The sequence below is a fragment of the Thioalkalivibrio sp. ALE10 genome (assembly GCF_000381385.1).
Classification (GTDB): domain Bacteria; phylum Pseudomonadota; class Gammaproteobacteria; order Ectothiorhodospirales; family Ectothiorhodospiraceae; genus Thioalkalivibrio.
Genome location: NZ_KB906453.1, coordinates 209,425 through 224,957, shown reverse-complemented (window position 1 = coordinate 224,957; position 15,533 = coordinate 209,425). Strand labels below are relative to the sequence as shown.

At 66.7% G+C, this 15,533-nt stretch carries 16 protein-coding genes; 7 read left to right on the top strand and 9 right to left on the bottom strand.

The window, feature by feature from the left end; all coding sequences use genetic code 11:
- The first annotated feature begins 192 nt into the window (after positions 1-192).
- The 5 genes from urtA to urtE all read left to right on the top strand — a co-directional run bounded on the left by urtA (position 193) and on the right by urtE (position 6,081).
- On the top strand, positions 193-1,542 hold the full coding sequence (gene urtA, locus F788_RS0109170) for an urea ABC transporter substrate-binding protein (protein ID WP_018869204.1): 1,350 nt from the start codon (positions 193-195) through the stop codon (positions 1,540-1,542).
- Positions 1,543-1,634: 92 nt separating this feature from the next.
- Complete coding sequence (urtB, locus tag F788_RS0109165) at positions 1,635-3,368, top strand: urea ABC transporter permease subunit UrtB (RefSeq protein ID WP_019589972.1); 1,734 nt, start codon at positions 1,635-1,637, stop codon at positions 3,366-3,368.
- Positions 3,369-3,380: 12 nt separating this feature from the next.
- Positions 3,381-4,472, top strand: a complete 1,092-nt coding sequence (gene urtC / locus F788_RS0109160) for an urea ABC transporter permease subunit UrtC (protein WP_018869202.1) — start codon at positions 3,381-3,383, stop codon at positions 4,470-4,472.
- Positions 4,469-5,320 (top strand): urea ABC transporter ATP-binding protein UrtD, encoded by an 852-nt coding sequence (urtD, locus tag F788_RS0109155; RefSeq protein WP_019589971.1) that lies wholly within the window; start codon positions 4,469-4,471, stop codon positions 5,318-5,320. The genes urtC and urtD overlap by 4 nt, the downstream gene beginning before the upstream one ends.
- Positions 5,321-5,391: 71 nt before the next feature.
- Positions 5,392-6,081, top strand: a complete 690-nt coding sequence (gene urtE, locus F788_RS0109150) for an urea ABC transporter ATP-binding subunit UrtE (protein ID WP_019589970.1) — start codon at positions 5,392-5,394, stop codon at positions 6,079-6,081.
- Between the two features lie 20 nt (positions 6,082-6,101).
- Here urtE and fetB read toward each other — a convergent pair whose 3' ends face one another.
- The 6 genes from fetB to folB form a co-directional block, all read right to left on the bottom strand.
- A complete protein-coding gene (fetB, locus tag F788_RS0109145) occupies positions 6,102-6,908 on the bottom strand; it encodes an iron export ABC transporter permease subunit FetB (RefSeq protein ID WP_019589969.1) in 807 nt (268 codons plus the stop codon).
- Positions 6,899-7,519, bottom strand: a complete 621-nt coding sequence (locus F788_RS0109140; protein WP_019589968.1) for an ATP-binding cassette domain-containing protein — start codon at positions 7,517-7,519, stop codon at positions 6,899-6,901. Before F788_RS0109140 ends, fetB begins: the two co-directional genes overlap by 10 nt.
- Positions 7,520-7,721: 202 nt before the next feature.
- On the bottom strand, positions 7,722-8,972 hold the full coding sequence (locus F788_RS0109135; protein ID WP_019589967.1) for an ammonium transporter: 1,251 nt from the start codon (positions 8,970-8,972) through the stop codon (positions 7,722-7,724).
- Between the two features lie 39 nt (positions 8,973-9,011).
- Entirely contained in the window at positions 9,012-9,350 is a 339-nt protein-coding gene (gene glnK / locus F788_RS0109130) for a P-II family nitrogen regulator (RefSeq protein ID WP_018869196.1), read from the bottom strand.
- Positions 9,351-9,423: 73 nt separating this feature from the next.
- Positions 9,424-10,206 carry a TorF family putative porin gene (locus F788_RS0109125; RefSeq protein ID WP_019589966.1) on the bottom strand — a complete coding sequence of 261 codons (783 nt, stop codon included), beginning with the start codon at positions 10,204-10,206 and terminating at the stop codon, positions 9,424-9,426.
- A 308-nt stretch (positions 10,207-10,514) separates the two neighbouring features.
- Positions 10,515-10,877 (bottom strand): dihydroneopterin aldolase, encoded by a 363-nt coding sequence (gene folB / locus F788_RS0109120; protein WP_018869194.1) that lies wholly within the window; start codon positions 10,875-10,877, stop codon positions 10,515-10,517.
- Positions 10,878-11,021: 144 nt separating this feature from the next.
- On the opposite strand from folB, the gene F788_RS0109115 reads away from it, so the two are divergent.
- Positions 11,022-12,017 (top strand): amidoligase family protein, encoded by a 996-nt coding sequence (locus F788_RS0109115; RefSeq protein WP_019589965.1) that lies wholly within the window; start codon positions 11,022-11,024, stop codon positions 12,015-12,017.
- Between the two features lie 16 nt (positions 12,018-12,033).
- Positions 12,034-12,822, top strand: a complete 789-nt coding sequence (locus F788_RS0109110) for a gamma-glutamyl-gamma-aminobutyrate hydrolase family protein (protein WP_019589964.1) — start codon at positions 12,034-12,036, stop codon at positions 12,820-12,822.
- On the opposite strand, the gene msrA is transcribed toward F788_RS0109110, so the two are convergent.
- From msrA to F788_RS0109095, 3 genes are read right to left on the bottom strand one after another with little or no spacing between them, the layout of a single operon-like run.
- Positions 12,804-13,445, bottom strand: coding sequence for a peptide-methionine (S)-S-oxide reductase MsrA (gene msrA, locus F788_RS0109105; RefSeq protein WP_019589963.1), 642 nt, complete (start codon positions 13,443-13,445; stop codon positions 12,804-12,806). The genes F788_RS0109110 and msrA overlap by 19 nt on opposite strands.
- Positions 13,445-14,632, bottom strand: a complete 1,188-nt coding sequence (locus F788_RS0109100) for a PQQ-dependent sugar dehydrogenase (RefSeq protein ID WP_019589962.1) — start codon at positions 14,630-14,632, stop codon at positions 13,445-13,447. The genes msrA and F788_RS0109100 overlap by 1 nt, the downstream gene beginning before the upstream one ends.
- Positions 14,633-14,659: 27 nt before the next feature.
- The gene (locus F788_RS0109095) at positions 14,660-15,532 is read right to left on the bottom strand and encodes a DNA-formamidopyrimidine glycosylase family protein (protein ID WP_019589961.1); all 873 of its coding nucleotides are present in this window, start codon (positions 15,530-15,532) and stop codon (positions 14,660-14,662) included.
- Position 15,533 lies beyond the last annotated feature (1 nt).

The window sequence follows — 15,533 nt, the reverse complement described above, 5'->3', positions numbered from 1 at the left end:
ACGAGACAGATGCACCATGTGCATGCAGTCCGCCCTCCCCTCCCGACCGGAGATGACTGCGGACACCGGGCGCAAGACCCCGTTTTCCGTTCATGGCACACAGCTTGCTGCCCCGGGAATGTCCGGCGCCGGTATTACGGAGTGCCGGGTTGTTCCCTGGAAACGATCCCTAGCGGAGAACGGAGACAGTCGATGCATCCAAACACGAGCCACCCCCCGCAAATTTCGCTCGCGCGCCGGGCCACCCGCACCGCCACCGGTGTCGCACTGGCCCTGGGCCTGGCAACCGGCGGAGGCATAACCGCACAGGCCGACGAAGATCCGATCAAGGTGGGCATCCTCCACTCGCTGTCGGGCACGATGGCCATCAGCGAGACGTCCCTCCGGGACGTGGCCCTGATGACCATCGAGGACATTAACGAAAACGGCGGCCTGCTGGGCCGCGAACTCGAACCGGTGGTGATGGACCCCGGCTCCGACTGGCCCACCTACGCCGAACACGCCCGTGAGATGATCGAGCGCGAGAACGTGGACGTCATCTTCGGCTCGTGGACATCAGTGTCCCGTGAAGCGGTCCTGCCGGTCCTCGAGGAACTCAACGGGCTGATGTTCTATCCGGTCCAGTACGAGGGCGAGGAGTCCTCGCGCAACATCTTTTACACCGGCGCCGCGCCGAACCAGCAGACCCTGCCCGGCGTGGAATATCTGATGAGCGACGAGGGCGGCGGCGCCGAGCGCTTCTTCCTGGTCGGCACTGACTACGTCTTCCCGCGGACCACCAACCGCATCGTGCGTGCCTATCTGAATGCCCACGGGATTTCGGACGACGCCATCGAGGAGGTCTACTTCCCGTTCGAACATGCCGATTTCCAGACGCTGGTCAGCGACATCGACAGCTTCTCCCAGGATGGCCCCACCGCGGTGATCAACACCATCAACGGCGATTCCAACGTGGCGTTCTACCAGGAGCTGGCCAACCAGGGCATTGATCCCATCGACGTTCCGGTACTGGCGACCTCGGTGGGCGAGGAAGAACTCCGCGGCATGGACACCGACCCCCTCGCGGGCCACCTCGCCGCCTGGAACTACTTCATGTCCATCGAGACCCCGGAGAACGAACGCTTCACCGAGCGGTGGATGGAATACGTGGAACAGGAAGGCCTGTCCGGCGGTTCCGACCGGGTGACCAATGATCCGATGGAAGCCACGCACATCGGCATGCGCATGTGGGCCCAGGCGGTCCTGCAGGCAGGCACGACGGACGTCGACGCCGTTCGCCAGGCGGTGTACGGGCAGTGCGTCGACGCGCCGTCCGGGTTCGAGGTGTGCATGGACGACGAGAACCACCATCTGCACAAGCCCGTGATCATTGGCGAGATCCAGCCGGATGGTCAGTTCTTCCCGGTCTGGGAAACCGATGACGTGGTCCGCGCCGAGCCGTGGAGCGATTACGTCGAAGGTAACGAAGACCGTGTAGCGAACTGGCGCTACCCCTGGGTCTGCGGCGACTGCGAAGAACCCACCTACGACCTGCGCTTCTGAGTCCGGGTACGTCCGGCCGGCACCACACCGGTGCCGGCCTTCCCGATTGCCCCCCGCGCATCCGTGGCGGGGCACCCTGAGGAGAGAGAATCATGCGACTCACCGCACGTGTCGCCATCGGCCTGCTGTGCGCAATGCTCCTGACGCCCCTGCTGTCACCGGGCGCATCGGCGGCCATGGGAGAGGCCCGGGAACAGGCCGAACAGCTCGAAGAAGAGCAGGAAGAACAACTGGAAGCCGAGCTGGCCGAAGTCACCGACGAAGAACTGGCCGAAGATACCGCAGAACTCCTGAGGGCCATGGCCACTCAGGACATCCGGGCGCTGCAGGCCGCCATCGAGGACATCGCGGCCAGTCAGGACGCGGACACGCTGCCCGCCCTGCTGGCGCTGCGCGACCGTCGGCTGTTTTTCACCGATGACGAGACCCTGATCATCGAGGATGCCCGCGACGGGACATTCCGGGAGGCCATTACCGGTGAACCCCGGGAGGATCTGGACACAGGCGATCTGAACGAACCACGTGCGACCAACCCCATCCGCCGGATCCTGCGCCCGACCATCGGCGCATTGCAGATCTTCGCGGACGACCCGGCCGCCCGCCTCGCCGCGGCCGAAGAACTGGCGGAACGCCCCCGTCCGGAGATGCGCGATGCCATCGTCGCCGCCCTCGACGAGGAAACGGCCGCGGAAACGGAACGCCTTCTGAACATTGCCCTGGCCCAGCTGGACCTCGACAGCGAGGACGATGCCCGTCGGCTGGAAGCCGTCGAGATCGTGGCCGAGGTGCGGGCCAGCCGCCTGCGCAGCGATCTGCAGGCCCTGCTGGAACGCGACGACGAGGGCCAGCCCGTCGAGACGAACCCGGAGATCCGCGAAGCCGCCGCGGCCGGGGTTCGTGCAATCGAGCAGCGTGAACGCACGGCCCGCTTCGTGTCCGACCTCGTCTATGGACTTTCGATGGGCAGCGTGCTTCTGCTGGCCGCCATGGGTCTGGCGATCATCTTCGGGCTGATGGGCGTGATCAACATGGCCCACGGCGAACTGCTGATGGTCGGGGCCTACACGACCTTCATGACCCAGGCACTGTTCGCCCTTCTCATCCCGCAGTACTTCCATTACTACCTGATCGCGGCCGTCCCACTGGCCTTTCTGACGGCCGGTGCCGTGGGCATTGCCATGGAACGCGGCGTGATCCGTTTTCTTTACACCCGTCCGCTGGAGACGCTGCTGGCCACCTGGGGCATCAGCCTGGTCCTGATTCAGTCCGTCCGCATGATCTTCGGTGCACAGAACGTCAGCGTCGCCAGCCCGCCGTGGTTCTCCGGCAGCGTGCAGATCATGCAGGGGGTCAGTCTGTCGACCTCGCGCGTCGGGGTCATCGTGTTCGCGATCTTCGTCGTCGGGCTGGTCTGGGTGCTGATGAACCGGACGCGTCTGGGCCTCGAGGTCCGCGCGGTCATGCAGAACCGGGACATGGCCGCCTGTCTGGGCGTCCCGGCGCGCCGGGTCGACATGTGGACCTTCGGCATGGGCGCCGGCGTGGCCGGACTGGGCGGGGTCGCGCTGTCCCAGATCGTGAACGTGGGCCCCGAGATGGGCCAGAACTACATCGTGGAGTCGTTCATGGTCGTCGTGCTGGGCGGCGTGGGCAGTCTGTTCGGCCCCGTGCTGAGCGCCCTCGGCATCGGCGTGACCACGAAATTCCTGGAACCGGCGGTCGGCGCCGTGCTCGGCACCATCATCGTCTTCGCCGCCATCATCCTGTTCATTCAGTGGCGTCCTCAGGGGATCTTCGCCCTGAAGGGCCGCTCGGCCGACGATTAGGAGACCGTCTTCATGCATTCGTCCAGCGCAATCTCCCGTCTCGGCCGGCTGCACAGCGGAACCGCCTGGGCCATCCTCGCGATCCTCGCGTTCCTGGCGCTGGTGGTGGTGCCGGTGCTGTACTGGTTCGTGCCACCGGATTCGCCGTTCCACATGCCGGGCTGGATGGTCACCCTCGCGGGGCGTTTCCTCGCCCTGGCCATGGTCGCCCTGGCCCTGGATCTGATCTGGGGCTACACCGGGATCCTGTCCCTGGGCCACGGGGTCTTCTTCGCCATGGGCGGCTACGTGATGGGTGCCCATCTCACGCGGGTCAGCTACGAGGACCGCCTGCCCAATTTCCTGCAGTGGCTGGATTACAGCGACTGGCCCTGGTACTGGGCCGGCTTCGATTCGTTCCTCTTTACCCTGCTGATGATTGCCCTGGTCCCGGGCGTGCTCGCCTTCGTGTTCGGCGTGCTGGCGTTCCGTTCACGGGTCCGGGGGGTGTATTTCGCCATCATCACGCAGGCGCTCACCTTCGGCGGGATGCATCTGTTCTTCCGCACCGAGACGGGCTTCGGCGGCGACACCGGCCTGACGAACTTCACCTACCTGCTGGGTCTCGACCTCGGTACCCCGCAGGCCCGGCTGGTCCTGTTCTGGGCCTCGGCCCTGGCACTGATCCTGGCCTACCTGCTGTGCCGCTGGATCGTGACCTCCAAGCTCGGGCGGGTCCTCACTGCCGTGCGGGATGCCGAGAACCGGGTGCGCTTCACCGGTTACGATCCGCTGCGCTACAAGCTGTTCGTCTGGGTGGTCTCCGCGGTCCTGTGCGGGGTCGCCGGCGCGCTCTACGTCCCGCAGACCGGCGTCATCAACCCCTCGGAGATGGTGCCCTCCGCATCCATCGAGATGGCGATCTGGGTCGCGCTGGGGGGGCGCGGAACGCTGGTCGGGGCCATCCTCGGCGCCGGCGTGGTGAACGTGGTCAAGACCTGGGCCACCAGCGCCCACCCCGACCTCTGGCTGTTCATCCTCGGCGGCATCTTCATCTTCGTCACGCTGCTGATGCCTCGCGGGGTCATCGGCCTGTTTTCGCGCCGCAAGGAGGGCAAGGCATGAACGGCGTGTCGCAAAGTCTCGAACGGTTCCGCGAGACGATGCGCCGGGACCGGGTGTTCGACCTCGTCAACAACCCCGCGGAGAACCCGGCGCTCGACGTCTCGCACGGCATGGCGCTGTACCTGGAGGGCATCACCAAGTCGTTCGACGGATTCCGCGCGCTGGATGACCTCACCCTGTACATCGGCGACGGCGAACTGCGCTGCATCATCGGCCCGAACGGGGCCGGCAAGACCACCCTGATGGACGTGATCACCGGCAAGACCCGTCCGGATGCGGGCACCGCGTGGTTCGGCAACCGGATCAATCTGCTCCGTCTGAAGGAACACGAGATCGCCGGCAAGGGGATCGGGCGGAAGTTCCAGAAGCCGACCGTCTTCGAAAACCATTCGGTGCACGAAAACCTGGAGCTGGCCCTGCACGCCGACCGCGGCCTGCTGAGCAGTCTGACCTGGAAACTGAACGGCGAACAGCGGGATCAGCTGGACGAGACACTGGAGCTGATCGGCCTGACGGAGCGGCGCGACGCCCCGGCCGGCTCGCTGTCGCACGGGCAGAAACAGTGGCTGGAAATCGGGTCGCTGCTGATGCAGAAGCCGCGCCTGCTGCTGGTGGACGAGCCGGTGGCCGGGATGACCGGCCAGGAGACCGAGGCGACCGCCGAACTGCTGACCAGCCTCGCCGGCCGCCATTCCGTGGTGGTGGTGGAACACGACATGGACTTCGTGCGGTCCATCGCCCGCCAGGTCACGGTCCTGCATCAGGGCAGCGTTCTCGCCGAGGGCCGCATGGACGAAGTTCAGGCCGATCCGCGCGTGCGCGAGGTCTATCTGGGCGAGGAGAACTGAGCCGTGGCACCGATCCATACCGGGACCATCCGCACGCCCGCGTCTCGAACATTCCACGGGAGGACCTGAACGTGCTTCGGATCGAAGGCCTCAACCAGTATTACGGCGGCAGCCACATCCTGCGCGACATCGACCTGGACATCCTTGAAGGCAGAACCAACTGCCTGATGGGCCGCAACGGGATGGGCAAGAGCACGCTCCTGAAATGCGTGATGGGCCTGCTGCCGATCGCGAGCGGGAAGATCCTGTTTCAGGGCGAGGACATCAGCCGCCGCAAGCCCCACGAACGCGGGCGGCTGGGTCTGGGCTACGTGCCCCAGGGCCGGGAGATCTTCCCGCGCCTGACGGTGGAGGAAAACCTGCAGGTCGCCCTCGCCAGCAAACGCTCCCGCGACATCCCGGAACGGGTGTATGAACTCTTCCCGGTGCTCAAGGACATGGCACGCCGCCGCGGTGGCGACCTGTCGGGCGGGCAGCAACAGCAGCTGGCGATCGGCCGTGCCCTGGTGCTGAACCCCTCCATCCTGCTGCTGGACGAACCGATCGAGGGCATCCAGCCGAACATCGTGCGCGAGATCAGCGACGTCATCCGGCTGCTCAACACCGAGATGGGCCTGACGATCCTCCTGGTCGAACAGAAGCTGCCGTTTGCCAGGGCCACCGCCGACCGCTTCGACATCATCAACAACGGCCAGATCGTGGCCGGCGGCGAGATGGGCGAACTGAGCGATGACCTGGTCCGGGAGCACCTGACCGTCTGACGCGTTCCGTTCGTTCGTCTTCAGGTGTGGCGTCCGGGCTTCAGACGGTCCAGGCGCAGACGCTGGCGGTGGTCGAACAGGCGGCTGGATGCGAACCACACCGCGCCGATGGCGCCGAAGCCGGTGCCGGCGGCGATCAGGAACATGATCAGGATCTGGTACTTGACCGCCTCCACCGGCGGGGCGCCGGCGAGGATCTGTCCGGTCATCATGCCCGGCAGGCTGACGATGCCCGCGGCGGCCATCGCGTTGATGGTGGGCATCAGTCCGGAACGCGCCGCCTCGCGGCGCATGGTGGTGACGGCCTCGCTCCACGACGCCCCCAGCGCCAGCCGGCCCTCGATGGTGCGCCGCTCGCGCCAGACGTTCTGCGTGAGCCGGTCCAGGCCCAGGGCGATGCCGGTCATGGTGTTGCCCAGCAGCATCCCCAGCAGCGGGATCGCGTACTGCGGCTCCCACCACGGGCTGGGGCCGACCATGGTGGTCAGTGCCAGCACCGTAATCGCGAACGAGGACACGAACATGGTGGCCGCGCCGATCCCGTAGCCCCAGATCCCGGCAAAACGTCGCTGCTGGCGGGCCATCACCTCGTAGCCGGCCACCGCCAGCATCACCACCGCCATCAGCGCGACCCAGCCCAGGTGGGCATGATCGAACAGGGTCTGCAGCACCAGGCCCACCAGCAACAGCTGGATTACGGTGCGCACGGCGGCGATCAGCAGGGTGCGGCCCACGCCCATGCGGGCCCACATCGTCACGCCCGCGAGCAGCACCACCAGTACCGCCGCCAGCGCGAGGTCGAACGGGCTGAGCCGGATCAGGTCCATGATGCGCCCTCCGGCCGGCCGTCACTCAGGTTCAGGATGCGCCCACCCAGACGGTCGCGCTGCTGCGTGTCATGGGTGACCCACAGGGCCGCCGCTTCGCGTTCGGCCATCCAGGCCCGCACCAGCCGCTCGAAGCGGCGGGTGTTCTCCAGGTCGAGGTTGGCGGTGGGTTCGTCCAGCAGCAGTACGCGCGGCCCGGTCAGCAGGGCCCGCAGCAGCCCCAGACGCTGTTTCTCGCCACTGGACAACCGCTCCACCTCCCAGTCCAGGGCGCCGTGTTCCAGCCCCAGATGCTCCAGAAAGGCCTCGGCGTCATCACGCGCCCAGTCCGCGGGCAGATGCTCGTCCACGCGATCGCCCCACCAGGCGGTCTCCGCCGGGACGTAGGCCACCTGCCGGCGCCACTCCGGGGGCGTCAGCGCGTCACGCGCCGCGCCGTCCAGCCACACCTCGCCGGTGTTCGGATCCAGGTCGGCAATCGCCCGCAGAAGCAGCGACTTCCCCGCGCCGGAGGCGCCGGTGATCTGCACCAGCTCGCCGGGCTGCACGCGCAGGTCCACGGGGCCGAGGCGGTCGGTTCGCAATTGACGGAGTTCCAGCAGGGGCTGCATGACATTACTCGTGGGGACGGGCGCATGATGGTAACCGTCGGGAACCGCACGGGCCATCGCAAAAAAAGAGGGCGCCGCGAGGGCGCCCTGAAGGCCAACTTCCGGGTCCTGGGAGAGACCGTGCTGTCGGCGTCGGAGGAGACAAGTTGCGGGGCCGGCCTTCCGGCCCCGTCCAGCCTGCGTACAGGCTATGGGTTTCGCGTTACTTGTTCGTGAACTCGGGGTAGGCCTCGAGGCCGCACTCGGTCACGTCGGCACCGATCTCTTCTTCCTCTTCACCCAGGCGGATGCCCATGGCCATCTTGAGGACGAACCACACCAGCAGGCTGGCGAGGAAGACGAAGACGAAGATCGCCGCCAGACCCGCGATCTGCGCCACGAAGGTCGCATCCGGGTTGGACAGCAGCACCGCGAGGACACCCCAGATGCCGGCCGTGCCGTGGGCCGAGATCGCACCCACCGGGTCATCGATCTTGACCTTGTCCAGGGCGACGATGGAGAACACCACGATCACGCCACCCACGGCGCCGATGAAGGTCGCCAGCAGCGGGCTGGGCATCAGCGGTTCGGCGGTGATGGACACCAGGCCGGCGACCGCGCCGTTCAGGGCCATGGTCAGATCGGCCTTGCCGAACATCAGACGGGTCGTGATCAGCGCGGCAATCACGCCCCCGGCCGCGGCCAGGTTGGTGTTGGTGAACACGGCCGCCACGGCATTCGCGGATTCAACGTCGGACACCTTGAGCTCGGAACCGCCGTTGAAGCCGAACCAGCCCAGCCAGAGGATCAGCACGCCCAGCGTCGCCAGCGGCATGCTGGAGCCCGGGATCGCGTTGATCTGGCCGTCCTTGCCGTACTTGCCCTTGCGCGCCCCCAGCAGCAGGACGCCCGCCAGCGCGGCCACGGCACCGGTGAAGTGGACGATGCCCGAACCGGCGTAGTCGAGATAGCCGATCTGGTCCAGCATGCCGCCCCCCCAGCTCCAGAAGCCCTGGATCGGGTAGATCACGCCGGTGAGGACCACGGCGAAGGCGAGGAAGGCCCACAGCTTCATGCGTTCGGCAACCGCCCCGGAAACAATCGACATCGCGGTGGCCACGAACACCACCTGGAAGAAGAAGTCCGCGCGGTCGGAGTAGTAGATGTCGCCACCGCTGCCCAGCACCTCAGACACGGCGTTGTCACCGGTGATAAAGAAGCCCAGGCCCGGGATCAACGAGGTGAGCCCGTCGCTGTACATGATGTTGTAGCCGATCAGCATGTACATGACCGAGGCGATGGAATAAAGGGAGATGTTCTTGGTGAGGATTTCGGCCACGCTCTTGGTCCGCACCATGCCGGCCTCGAGCATGGTAAAGCCCGCGGCCATCCACATGACCAGCGCGCCGGCCATCAGGAAGTAAAAGGTATCAAGGGCGTAGGCCACCTCGACGACTTGCTGTTCGATATCCATTTTCGGATTACCTCATCTAATAATGACCGAGATGGGCGCTCAGAGCGCTTCGGTTCCGGTTTCACCCGTGCGGATTCGCAGGACCTGCTCGACCGGCGAGACAAAGATCTTTCCGTCCCCGATCTTGCCGGTGCTCGCGGCCTTCGAAACGGCTTCGATCACCTGGTCGACCAGGCTGTCATCCACCGCAACCTCCAGCTTGACCTTGGGCAGAAAGTCCACGACGTATTCAGCACCGCGGTACAGTTCGGTGTGGCCACGCTGACGACCGAAACCCTTGACTTCGGTCATGGTGATGCCCTGCACACCGATCTCGGACATCGCCTCGCGCACATCATCAAGCTTGAACGGCTTGATCACGGCAGTAATCATCTTCATGTCAGACTCCTCTCCGGCGAGCCGCTGCCCGGGGGCAACGACCCGCAACGATGTTTTGCTTCCGGTTCAACGATCAGAAGGATTTCGACCAGCCCACCCAGGCGCGCATGTCCTCGTCATCGACATCGGCGTAGGCCAGGTTCAGGCTGAATTCGCCGAATTCGCCGGCATCACGGGCGAGACTGGCGGAGTAGTGGGTGTAGTCGTCGGCATCGCTGTCGTCGAAGGTCTGGCGACCAACCATGAAGCCGGCGCTGTAGACCTCGGCGAACGGGACATCCAGGCCGCCGTAGAAATAGACGTCGTCGCTTTCCAGAAGCGACTCGGACGCGCTGTCGGTCACCACCCACTGAACACCGCCGTAAAAGCCGATCATGTCCATGTCATAACTGACTGACCCGACCAGTTCGCCGAAATCGTAAGAGACGGAAGACGAGGACGACGTCCCATCATCTTCGTCAACAGTAGTTACAGACGCATCCGGATAGGCGTAGTAGACATAACCCACGTCATAGCCGAACCCGTTATCAAATGAATCTGCAAAACCAAGATAAAGATCCAGCTCGTAAGTGGTGTCGTCCGTTACAGTCACACGTTCGTCATCGTCGTACGCACTGCCGAAATCGACATTAGATGCCCAAGTGCCCATGTAGAAGCCTGAGGCATGCTCCCAGTCAAAACCACCCTGGATTGCGGCACCCCCGTCGGTTTCGGAGAAACCGCGCAGTTCATAATCGGAAACAATTGAAATGTTGGCCGAGAATTCAGCGGCCGCGCTGGAAGTAAAGACGACACCCCCGGTAGACCCGACGGCCAGGATCGCGGTGGCGACGGCGGAATAGGCGAATTTCTTCATTGATTGACTCCCTCTGCGTGTTTTCTGGATGTCGCTGCTTGTCGACACCCGTTCCTTGCAGGGGGCGTGCCAGAAACGTGAAACGGGGCAAAATCCGGTTTTATGCAACCCTGTTGCGGGCAAACCACGGGTGATTGCCACGAACGGGTGCAATCACAAAGTGCAGACGCACCAAAAGAGGGCAATACGAGCCGGGGACGCCACCGGAAAGGGCGCCGCGCGGGAAGGAGCAGTGCGGGAAATCTGTGCGGGAAACAGGAGCAGGAAGCGCGGAAGCGTCCTGGCGGTCGGTCGGGGCCTGCTCGGTCTCAGTCGGTGGCGAGCGAGCCGCGTTCGATGGTGATGCCCACCTCGCGCACCCCGGCCACCGCGCCCGGTTTGCCCAGGGTAATGCGCAGCCACGGCGAACCGAACTGCGCCATCAGGGTCTCGGCGATCTCCTCGGCGAGGGATTCGAGCAGGATGTGGGGTTCACGGGTCACGATGGCCCGCACCGCGTTGGCCACGGCCTCGTAGTCAACCGTGTCTTCGATCTCACCGGAGTGGGCGGCCACGCGAGTGTCCGCCGCCAGCTCGATGTCGAAGCGCAGCGGGCGCTGCATGCGCTGTTCCCAGTCGTAGACGCCGACCACGGCGGGGATTTCGAGATCGCGCAGATAGATACGGTCCATGCGGGACACCGGGGACACAGGGTTGCGAAGGGGCTTATCGTACTGCCTGCCCCCGCCCGCGTACACCGGGGCGTGCGATCGTGGCGCAACGCGCTACCATGCCCGGACAGTCCGACCGAACAGCGTCGCCAGGAGAGCCGCCGCATGTCCACCACTTCGTTTCAGCCACTGCCGTGGACCCGGACCCCCGAGGGGGCCCTGCGCCGGGTCGGCGTGGAAATCGAGATGGCGGGCGTCTCGCTGGAGACGATGGCCCGCGCCATCATCGACGAATTCGGCGGGCAAATCGAGGCCGAGCATGCCTTCGTGCTGCATGTCCGCGACAGCGACGCGGGGGATTTCCAGCTGGAGCTGGATGCCCGCGTACTCAAGGACCGCGGCTATCGCGAGCACCTGGCCCGCCTGGGGGTCGACCTGGAAGACCGTGACCAGGAAGCACTGGAGGCCTGGCTGGCCGATGCCGCCGGGCGCCTGGTCCCGCACGAGATCGTCGCGCCACCCCTGGAACCTGCGCAGCTGCCCCGACTGGACCGGGTGCGTGCCGCACTGCAACAGGAAGGCGCGCTGGGGACCGAGCGCTCGCTGCTGTACGCGTTCGGGCTGCAGCTGAACATCGAGATCCACAGCCGCGAGCCCGAATGGCTGCTGGCCGTACTGCGGGCCTTCGTGCTCATGTACGAGATCCTCGCGCAGGCGGGGGCCATCGACCTGTCGCGCCGCCTGTCGCCCTATATCCGGCCGTTCCCGGGCGCCTTCGTGCGCTACATTCTCGATCCCGATTTCACCCCGGACCGCGCATCGCTGATCGACACCTGGCTGGCACACAACCCCACGCGCAACCGTCCGCTGGACCTGCTCCCGGTGCTGGCGGAGCTGGACCCCGAACGCGTTGCGGCGGCGCCGGTGGAACACGAACTGATCAAGCCGCGTCCCGCCCTGCATTACCGGTTGCCGGACTGCCGCATCGACGACCCGGACTGGAGCCTGGCGCACCCGCTGAACGGCTGGGTGGAAGTGGAACAGCTGGCCGCTCATCCCGAACGTCTGGAACGGCTCGCGCGGGAGTATCTGGAGCGCCCGGGCCAGGCAGTTGGCCGCTGGACCGATGAATGGATGCAGCGACTGCGTGCCTGGTTCTGAGCGCCCGCAGCGTCCGGTGATCGCCGTCACCGGCCCGGACCGTGGCGGCACGCCCGCGTGGCTGTTCACCGCCCTGGCGGTGTGGCGGGCCGGCGGCCGTCCCCTGCGCATCCGCCCCGGGCACCCCCGCCGCAACCGCCGCATCGACGCGCTGATCGTCGGCGGCGGGGCCGACGTCGACCCCGGGCTTTATGGCGAAACCCTGCCAGGGGGCCCTGACACCACTGCCATCCGCCGGGCGGAGCAACGCCTGTCGCAGCGCCTGATCGGCTACGCCTTCTATCCCGCGCTGTGGGTGCTGCGCCGGCTGTTCCAGTCGAAGAGGTCATCGCTGGACCCGGAGCGCGACCGGCTGGAGAAATCCCTGATTCACCACGCGCTGGACGAGCACCTGCCGATCCTCGGCATCTGCCGCGGGATGCAGCTGATCAACGTGGTGCGCGGCGGCAGTCTGCATCGCGACCTGGCCGCGTTCCACGCGGAGACCCCCAACGCCCGCAGCCTCTTGCCGGTCAAACAGGTACGACTGGATCCGCACTCGCGGCTGTCCGCCATCCTTGGCGATGCACCGCTGCGCGTGAACGCCCTGCACGATCAGGCCGTCGACCGCCTTGGCCACGACCTGAAGGTTGTCGGACGCGAACCCTCGCGCGTGGTCCAGGCCATCGAGGCCGGCGGCCGTGATTTCTGCATCGGCGTGCAGTGGCACCCCGAATACCTGCCGCAGAAGGCCCGCCACCAGCGCCTGTTCCGCGCGCTGGTGGCCGCGGCCCGCGAACGGATCGCTCAGACCGGGGACGGATAGGCGACGCGCAGGCCACCCAGGCCGCAATAGCCGTCCGGAACCTTCGCCAGATACTGCTGGTGGTAGTCCTCGGCGAAGTAGTACGCCTCCAGCTCGCGGATCTCGGTGGTGACCGGTCCCAGTCCCGCTGCCTGCAGCGCGGCGTTGAAGCGCTCGCGGCTGGCCAGCGCGGCCTCGTAATGGACCGGATCCACGGTGTAGATCCCGGAGCGGTACTGGGTCCCGACATCATTGCCCTGACGCATCCCCTGGGTCGGGTCATGTCCCTCCCAGAAGGTGCGGAACAGGGTCTCCTTCGACACCGCGCGTGGATCGAACACCACCCGCACCAGTTCGGCATGGCCGGTCCGGCCGCTGCAGACCTCGCGGTAGGTCGGATTGGGGGTGTACCCGCCGCCGTAACCCACGCTGGTGGAATACACCCCGTCGAGCTGCCAGAACAGTCGCTCGGCGCCCCAGAAGCAGCCCATGCCGAAGTGGATGATTTCCATGCCATCGGGGTACGGCGGCGCCAGCGGGGTCCCCAGCACCGCATGGCGTTCCGGCACCGGCATGGCCTCGGCCCGTCCGGGCAGGGCGCGCTCGGGCTCCACCATCTGCGGCTGCATCCAGTCGCCGAACATCATTCGCTCCCGTGGTCGCCGGCCGGGCGCAGCCGCAGCAGCTCGCCGGGGTTATGGTCGGTCAGCACCCAGATCGCGCCGTCGTGTACGCGCACGTCGCGCACCCGGCGGTCCAGATCGGGCAGCACCTCCACCTCGCTGACCAGCTCGCGATCATCGAAAGTCAGACGGCGCAGGGTGCGGTGGGCCAGCCCGCCCGCCAGCAGGTCGCCGTCCCAGTCGGCAAAGGCCGGATCCCGCAGGATCGCCATGCCGGAAGGCGCAATCGACGGCGTCCAGTGGTGCAACGGGGAGACCATCCCCTCCTTCTCGGTGATGCCCTCGCCGATCTGGCCGCCACCGTACTCCTCGCCATGGGTGATCACCGGCCAGCCGTAGTTGTTGCCCGGCTCGATGATGTTGACCTCGTCCCCGCCCTGCGGACCGTGCTGGTTCTCCCACAGGATGCCGGTCTCGGGATCCATCACCATGCCCTGGGAGTTGCGCACGCCATACGCCCAGATCGCGTCGCGCCGGTCGGCATCATCCACGAACGGGTTGTCCGCCGGGATCGTACCGTCGTCGTGCAGACGGATGATGATACCGATGTGGTTGGAGGGATCCTGTGCCTGATGACGGTCCCCGCGGTCGCCGACGCTGATGAACACGTGAGTGTCGTCGTCGAACACGATGCGGCTGCCGAAATGGCGCCCGCCCCGCACGCCCGGCTCGGCGGTGAACAGGGTCTCGACGTCGCTCAGGGCCCCGTCCTCGAAGCGTCCGCGCGCCAGACGCGTGGTCAGCCCACCGTCCACGCTGGCCGCGTAGGTGAAGTACAGCCAGCGGTTGTCGGCGAAATCCGGGTGCAGGGCCAGGTCCAGCAACCCGCCCTGATTGCGCGCCCGCAGGTCATCCGGCAGCCCCGGCACCAGTTCACCCCGACCGGAAAAATCCGGGCCGTCGTCGCCGGCCGGGAAATGCCGCAGCGCGCCCGGGCGCTCGCTGATCAGCGCGCCACCGTCGGGCAGGAACGCAATGGCCCAGGGGTGATTGAGCCCCTCGTGCAGGATCTCCACCGACAGCCCGTCGGCCGAGGCCTCCACCGTCTCGGGCGACGGGGCCGAGGCCCCGGAGCATCCCGCGACCAGAAAACTGCCGGCCAGCATCGCGGCCAGGCTGCGACGCAGCACGTGAACCGGTTTCGTCATGACGTCTCTCCCCGTGGATTCCTGTTCTCATTGGTCCGGACGAACGCCACCGGGGTTCCGGGACGACCCCACCACGCCCTCCGGCTGGCAGACCGGACACCACCAGGTCGCACGCCCGTGCTGCCCCAGCAGGGCCCGCCGCACGACGGCGGCACAGCGCCGGCAGGCCTCGCCTTCACGCCCGTAGACGTACAGGAAGGCATCCGGCTCCGCACGCTCCCGCGTGATCCGCGGCCCCGGGCGCAGGTTGCGCCGCAGCAGCCGCACCGCGTCGGCATACAGCGCCCGCAGCACGGGGTCACTCACCCGCCCGACCGGGGTCCGCGGGTGACAGCCATGCAGAAACAGCAATTCCGATTTGTAGACGTTGCCGATCCCCGCCGCCAGCGACTGGTCGAGCAGCACGTCCGCCAGCGGCCGGTCCGCAGCCGCGTCCCGGCGCACCCGCGCCACCACCGCATCGACATCCACGTCGGCGGCCAGCAGGTCCGGCCCCACCCGGGCATTAAGACGCTCGACGTCCGCAGGTTCCGACCCCACCGCGGGCATCCGGCGCCAGGCCAGTTCGCGCGGATGGAAACACACCAGCATCCGGTCCTCGAGGGTCAGCACCGCATGGGCCTGGTGTGCCGGCTTCGACCATTCGGCGCCGCGCGCGTATTCGTGCCAGGTGCCCCACATCCCGAGGTGGGTGCGCAGCAGCCACGGCGTATCGTCAGGCCCGGTCAGCTCCATCAGCAGGTGCTTGCCGCGGGCGCGCAGCGCATCGGCCCGCATCGGGCCGTGCTCGCGCAGGGGCTCGCCGCGTGCGGCGCGGGTCGCGACCGCCTCCAGCGCCGCCCCTTCCAGGCGCGGGCGGAGCATGGCCGCCAGCCGGTGGATGGTGTCGCCCTCGGGCATG